Source organism: Henriciella sp. (assembly GCF_049649345.1).
Taxonomy (GTDB): domain Bacteria; phylum Pseudomonadota; class Alphaproteobacteria; order Caulobacterales; family Hyphomonadaceae; genus Henriciella.
In genome coordinates this window covers 1-4,636 of the sequence record NZ_JBARZC010000079.1, presented here as the reverse complement: position 1 = coordinate 4,636, position 4,636 = coordinate 1, and the positions used below count along the sequence as shown (strand labels likewise).

Annotated in this window: 5 protein-coding genes, 1 other RNA gene and 1 pseudogene; 2 read left to right on the top strand and 5 right to left on the bottom strand. The window is 61.7% G+C overall.

The window, feature by feature from the left end; translation table 11 throughout:
• From WA989_RS02070 to rnpB, 3 genes and pseudogenes are all read right to left on the bottom strand, one after another.
• Window positions 1-582, bottom strand: a pseudogene (locus WA989_RS02070) (transporter); the annotation flags it as partial.
• Window positions 583-655: 73 nt separating this feature from the next.
• Window positions 656-1,150 (bottom strand): hypothetical protein, encoded by a 495-nt coding sequence (locus WA989_RS02065; protein WP_424338869.1) that lies wholly within the window; start codon window positions 1,148-1,150, stop codon window positions 656-658.
• 97 nt (window positions 1,151-1,247) lie between these two features.
• Window positions 1,248-1,618: RNase P RNA component class A (gene rnpB, locus WA989_RS02060), an RNA gene on the bottom strand.
• 120 nt (window positions 1,619-1,738) lie between these two features.
• On the opposite strand from rnpB, the gene WA989_RS02055 reads away from it, so the two are divergent.
• Window positions 1,739-2,377 carry a hypothetical protein gene (locus WA989_RS02055; RefSeq protein WP_424338868.1) on the top strand — a complete coding sequence of 213 codons (639 nt, stop codon included), beginning with the start codon at window positions 1,739-1,741 and terminating at the stop codon, window positions 2,375-2,377.
• A gap of 15 nt (window positions 2,378-2,392) precedes the next feature.
• On the opposite strand, the gene WA989_RS02050 is transcribed toward WA989_RS02055, so the two are convergent.
• Window positions 2,393-2,740, bottom strand: coding sequence for a low molecular weight protein tyrosine phosphatase family protein (locus WA989_RS02050; protein WP_424338867.1), 348 nt, complete (start codon window positions 2,738-2,740; stop codon window positions 2,393-2,395).
• 375 nt (window positions 2,741-3,115) lie between these two features.
• Here WA989_RS02050 and WA989_RS02045 point away from each other — a divergent pair, with 375 nt between their 5' ends.
• Complete coding sequence (locus tag WA989_RS02045) at window positions 3,116-4,036, top strand: YhjD/YihY/BrkB family envelope integrity protein (protein ID WP_424338866.1); 921 nt, start codon at window positions 3,116-3,118, stop codon at window positions 4,034-4,036.
• On the opposite strand, the gene WA989_RS02040 is transcribed toward WA989_RS02045, so the two are convergent.
• On the bottom strand, window positions 4,021-4,636 hold a 616-nt coding region (locus WA989_RS02040; RefSeq protein WP_424338865.1), incomplete at its 5' end, for an N-acetylmuramoyl-L-alanine amidase. The genes WA989_RS02045 and WA989_RS02040 overlap by 16 nt on opposite strands.

Below are 4,636 nucleotides of genomic sequence, written 5' to 3'. Positions count from 1 at the left end.
ATTGATCTGGCCATGCGGGATACTGCCATCGTCGAGGCCGATGAGGGCCCCGACCGTCGTATCGCCTATGCCGGCCGCCTCGGTCGTGAAGGTTCCGAGCCGGGTCGTGCCCATACCGCCCTGATAGGTGATGTGGTCCATCTCCTTGTCCACATACATGCCCATGGCAACAAGCGTGATACGGTCCGTCAGGCCGTACATCGCGCCCACCATATGCATCTTCATCGGCATCTCGACCGGCACCACACGAAGCGTCGGCGGCATGCCCGGATTGCCGAAGAATCGGTTGGGAACCGACGTCGCAATCTCGTCAGGCGAGAGCGTGTCGGTCCCGCCGCGATTGCCCGCCATGTCCATATACATGTAGCGGTAGGACAACATCCACTCGCCGGTCTTGTGGCGGTGGTCCGCCATCACGCCAATCGGCGCATGGTCGGTGGCATAGGTGACCTTGCCGCCGTCGCCGTCATGGGCTGTTGCGGGCAAGGCAAGTGCGAAGAGGGCGGTGCCGGCCAGCAAACAGGCTTTGGCGGGCAGGCCAGGTATTCCCCGGATCTGCCGGGGGGTTTTATTGCGTTTCATGTCTGTAAAATACTTTCTTCCTGTGCGCCGCCGCTCACGGGCAGGCGCGTTCTGATTTTAGAGTTAGAGAAAATCAGATCGGGGAAGGCGGCCCGCGAGCCGGAAGGGGAGCCTGGATAATGCGCGCGGCCGGTGGGCCCCGCACAGGAGGAACAGCGCGGTCAGGCGCAGCTGGCACATGCGGATCGAGACTGGGCAGGCCCTCGCCCGCCAAACCGAGCACAGAGGACAGCGCAAACGGGCACGGCACTTCGGTGAGGTCGTGATCATGATCACCCTGGTCAGGCGGAGCCTTTGTCTGCTCGCCTAGATCCATCGCACGGCCATCGTGCGCATCGCCCTGCATGTCGTGCCCATGATGATCGCCGTGGGCATAAACAGATGTTGCCGCGACAGGCGAGGCGACAGTCATCTTGCCCGAACAGAGCTGGATGCTCGGCTGGCCCGTCACCGGATCGGCCATGATCATCCAGCCGGCTGGCACCATGGCACGCACCACCATCGCGGCAAGCGCGATGGCAAACAGCATCTTCAATGATGCGAGGTGTCGCCGGCGAAGTGTGCGCATGTCCCCTCTACGCTTGAGACGCTGACATTACATGGATTTCATGCTCCGTTCAACGAAGGATGCTGTGCAAGATATACGCCATGGAAGAGGGAGAATTCTGACCAGACGGCCTGTAAGCCGGGTTCTGTCCAGCGCTTTCGCGCCTGTGCAGCCATTCCTCTGGGAGCCGGCTTGCACCGGCCCTCACGCGACACACCCGGGGCACGGGCTGGAAACGGCCCATATGCGCCCCCTATTCGGTCTTGCTCCAGGCGGGGTTTACCATGCCAGGGACGTTACCGCCCCCGCGGTGGGCTCTTACCCCACCCTTTCACCCTTACCAGCTGCTAGCAGCTGGCGGTCTGCTCTCTGTGGCACTTTCCCTCGGCTTGCGCCGGGCGGGCGTTACCCGCCGCCCTGTTTCCATGGAGCCCGGACTTTCCTCCAGCAGCAGGTTACCCCGCTACCAGCAGCTGCCCGGCCGTCTGGTCAGGCGCGTCATATAGTTGGTCTGGTGTATGAACGCGAGTCCTCTCGCAGGCTGTATCAGCAAATGCCGCGTTTGGAAGGCGACCGGAACGCTCGGCCGCTTCAGTCGTTCAGGCACGCATGAGACATGTCGCTGTAATCGCATCCATTCTTGCCGTCCCCGCTTTCCTGGCCGGCTGCTCCCCCTCAGACGACGAGACCGAGGCTGCATCACCGTCGCCACCGGCTGACATTCAGACCGATGACGACGGCATGACCAGCGACACCAATAGCACCTCAACCGACAGCGCCCTGGAAGATGCGCTTGAAACCGATGAACAGGGCGACTTGCTGCGCCCAGACAGCACTGATGATACGTCCTCCGGTCCACTGGGAGGTACCAGTGCCAGCACGCTCCAGCCTATTGGCGCAGATGCTGCGGATGTGCTGGAAGGCGAGCTACGCTGCAGCTTCGCGGCAGCCGATGGCGGGGAGATACTGATGCTGGCGGCAGCCGATGCAGGCGACAGCTCCCGTCCTACCGCCGCTGTCGACAGCGGCAGCGGCGCTGAACAATTATATGGCGAACAGCGGGGCGGGTTCAGCCGTCTGGAGGCAGAAGCCGGTCTCTTTGCAGGCGCTGGCTATGTGATCGAGGTTGAACTCGGCGAGGCCGAAGTAGACAACACAGAGCAGACCCGGCAGGCCGCGACAATGTCGGTGAACCGCGTCGACGGCGCAACCCGAACCTATGACGGCGAATGGGTGTGCGGCCCTTAGGTCAATCTGAAACGATCACTCCGACGCCCTGATCAACGGCATGACACGCTGTCGCAGCAACTCGACGAGATCCTCCTGCATGTATTTGTAATCGTCAGGAATGGCGAGCACACCGATCGTCTTGTAGGCGACAGCCTGACGGAAGTCGGCCTTTAGCCGGTTGGCGTGCTTGTTTTCCATGGCGAGGATCAGATCGGCCCACTGGATATCATCCAGCGTGATCTGCCAGTCGGCATCCCCCGCCGTGCCGGCAGACCGGGCCTCAACGCCTTCGACCGTATTGAACACGGCCTCGGCTGTCGGGCTTCGCAACCGGTTGCGCGAACACACGAAGAGCACCCTCACAGGCTCTCCATCCGCCATAAGTTTCTCCCATTCGCGATGCGGCCAGATCTTGCCAATCTGGCGCGCGCGCTTCAGTTTATTTGCACGCCTGTAGATCAGCTTCCAGTTCTTATCGTCGAAGCCTCGACAGGGTCGTGAGCCATGCCTGCCGTCATGCCTGCGCGCAAGGGCGCGGCGCTCGGCCCGCGAGTTTGGGTGTGAAATTGATCTCTTCCTCGATTGCTCGATCGGTTCAGCAGCCGCGGCAATACGGAAGATTTCCTGTGGGCGTGCTCCTAGCGGCCGACGGCGGCAAAATCAAGGAATTGGAAGGCCCATCGGGCTATGGTCTGGCCAGAGCGCGCCGGATGCCCCATCATCGGAGCAGTCGGCGAGAGGGAAAAGGCCGGACACATGCAAGCCTGGATCGAAAAGCTACCGCTGCCGTCGGTGTTCCGCGACTGGATCCTGCTGCCGCTGTGGCATGCGATCATGCGGCTGTCGAAACCGGAAGTCCGCATCGTTTCGGGCGGGATCAGCTTCTATGCGCTCTTCTCGGTGTTCCCGCTGATCTACCTGACACTGACCCTGCTCTTCTCGCTCCTGCCGCATGATCTTTCTGAAAACCTGTCCGATACGATCGACCAGGTCCTCATCTCGGCTGTTGCGCCCCTGAAGCAGGCCGATCTGACCACGATCCGGGATGCGACGCCGCAGGGCCTGACCATCCGCGCGGTCATTGCGGTCCTCATCGTCTTCTATACGGCAAGTTCAGGCGCCAAGGCGGCGATCACCGGCATCCGCATGGTCGCTGGCAGCGAGAAACGATCGAACATCATCCGCTTTCAGGGCGTCTCGCTTTTGATGACAACGCTGCTGATCCTGCTCGTCTGGCTGCTCGGCGCACTGCAGCTTCTGATGTCCTTCATCACCGAACGCCAGGGCTTCATCGCCTTCGAGCTTGCAGAGAATGTCTCGATGATTGCGTCGCGCCTGTGGCTTGGAAAATTCCTCGCCTGCTTTGCGATCTTCTATCTGATCATCTCGCTGTCGCTTTATGGTCGTCTCAATTCAAACCGGGCCTTCGCGCTCGGATCTGCGGCCGGCGCCCTCTCCTGGAGCATCGCCACCTGGGCCTACCATCTTTATCTAAAGGTCTCCGTCCTCGACACATTCTACGGCGCGCTGGCGTCGGTGATCCTTGGTTTCATCTGGCTGCTTGTGTCGGTGTCGTCATTGCTGCTTGGAGCGGCCTTGTCGGTCGAGTGGTCCACCAAGATCGGCTTGCAAAAGGCCCAACTGGACCAGCCCGAAGAGGATCAGGCAGAGGCGTAAAGCGCGGCGACGGAGTGCGCGATCTGACGGGTGTCGCGGTCGCCCTTGCCATCGACGCGGGAAGGCCGCCACCGGCGCTGCAAGGCCGTGATTGCCGCCTCCAAATCCTCGGTGTCATAGCCGATCTGCTGCAGCGCCCGCTCAATCGACCCGTCCTTGTCTTCCAGAGCCAGTGGCCACAGCCCAACATTGTGCTGGGCAAGCCTTGCCCATGGGAAGTGTTCGCCGGGATCGGCCTTTCGGCGGGGCGCGATGTCACTATGGCCGACGATGCGCGTCTGGGCGATGTTCCAGCGCTCGATGATGCCTTGCGACAGGGTGATCACCGCCTGGATCTGAGCGTCCGGATAGGGAGGAAGCTTGCTATCGGGGCCGAGCCAGTCATGGCCGCCATTCACAATCTCGATGCCGATGGAGCGGGAATTGAGATCGGTATCGCCCTGCCAGCTTGAGACACCGGCATGCCAGGCCCGCTTGTCCTCGTCCACGAGCGCAACGATCTCGCCATCCTCGCGCACCATATAATGGGCCGACACTGAGGCCTCTGCATCGCACATCCGCTCCAGCGCCGCGTCGCCTGTCTCCATACCGGTGTAATGG